Origin of the sequence: Plesiomonas sp. (assembly GCF_051650925.1) — a bacterium.
In the GTDB taxonomy this organism is placed as follows: domain Bacteria; phylum Pseudomonadota; class Gammaproteobacteria; order Enterobacterales; family CAMTGL01; genus Plesiomonas.
The window spans coordinates 1-1,401 of sequence record NZ_JBOFRH010000150.1 but is presented as its reverse complement, the minus strand read 5'-3'; the positions used below and the strand labels follow the sequence as shown (position 1 = coordinate 1,401).

Genomic DNA, 1,401 nt, shown 5'->3' with positions numbered 1-1,401 from the left:
CACGACATGACCAATTACAGTGGTCGTAGCCTGCCGACAGCAGGGAAGACATTGTATACCCAGTTTGAAAATCAGCAGCACCACCGCGTCAGTCAGTGTTTCTTATCGGTTTCACTGGTCAATAACGCTACGCGTAAAGTGCTGATGAGCAAGCGCTACATCATTACCGAAACCAACTTGCTGACGGTGCAGGTTGATGTGCTCAACCATGTGTTTGCGGTGCTGGGCTTACAGCCGCCACAGACTTTGATTACTCGTTTGAGTAACGTAGCGCCGCAAGATGGGCATGTGCTGCGCCAGTATTATCATGCGCACCAGTTGATGCAAAGCGGGGATGTGGACTCCTTAGTCGCAGCGCGCGATATTCTGCAAACCTTACTGAAAGATTACCCGAACTTTATCTATGCCCGTGCTGAGTTGCTGCTCAACAATATGGTGTTGATGACATTGCAGCCAAGTGGTGATGCGGAGCAGCAGCGTTCGGCGATTAAAGATGAGCTGGCGCGGATAGTAGATGCGCCAGAGCTGCACGGTAACCCGATCGTGTTACAGCTGCAGGCGTTGTTCCAACTGAATAACGGCAATCTGGCGCAGGCGCAGATGTATGCCGAGCAGGCGGTGAAGCTGGAGCGTAACTGGCTGTCTTACGTGCTGCTGGGGAAGGTGTATGAGCTGGAAGGGCTGTTCAGTGATGCGGCGGATGCCTATCTGTCGGCGTACAATCAGCATCCAGGTAAGGGCACCTATTACTGGATTAAAAACGCTATCTTCCAAAGTGAGCTCAATGCCGTCGCGCCTTATCTGAACGATACCACCTTTGATTAATGGGTGACTGATGACGGTATCGCGCTATGCTTTACGTCGTGGCGCAGCGGGGCGGTGTGGTGGCCGTTAGCCGCGCTGAGTGGTGCGCTTGAGGTTGAAGCTGAGGCTAGGCATCCTAGGTATTATTGAGTTGAGTGATGCTCAATGCGTTATTCGCGCTATCCCGTGCGTTTCTGTTTTTAGCTTTCCCTATTCTCATTTTTCCATTATCTCTTCTTTTCATCTTTCTATTAATCCCCTGCATCTTATTACCCGCTCTCATCTTCAACTCTTCCATTCTTCTTTATCCCGATCATTGTTTATTTCTTTCTCATACTTTCCGCATGTTCTGTACTTGTTTTTTTTAGCTTAGGTTTATTGGTTTAGTGTTCTTGGTTAGTAGTTATTAGCTTAGTTTGGCTGGGCTGGAGCCTTACGGTGCTATCTCTTGCTTTTGGGAACATGCTGACTATTTATCTTTGCCATGCAATCTCGCGGTTTATTTTGGGGATTGCCGTTGCTGTTTTCTTTTTTAACCGGATGTTTTCGAGGTTGATAGCGGAGAATAAATCGTCATTTTGCGCATAGTTATTGGCA

1 pseudogene is annotated in these 1,401 nt (G+C 48.4%); it reads left to right on the top strand.

Annotated elements, in window-relative coordinates:
• Positions 1-825 (top strand): annotated as a pseudogene (locus ACRC27_RS03370) (lysine decarboxylation/transport transcriptional activator CadC); the annotation flags it as partial.
• Between the last annotated feature and the right edge of the window lie 576 nt (positions 826-1,401).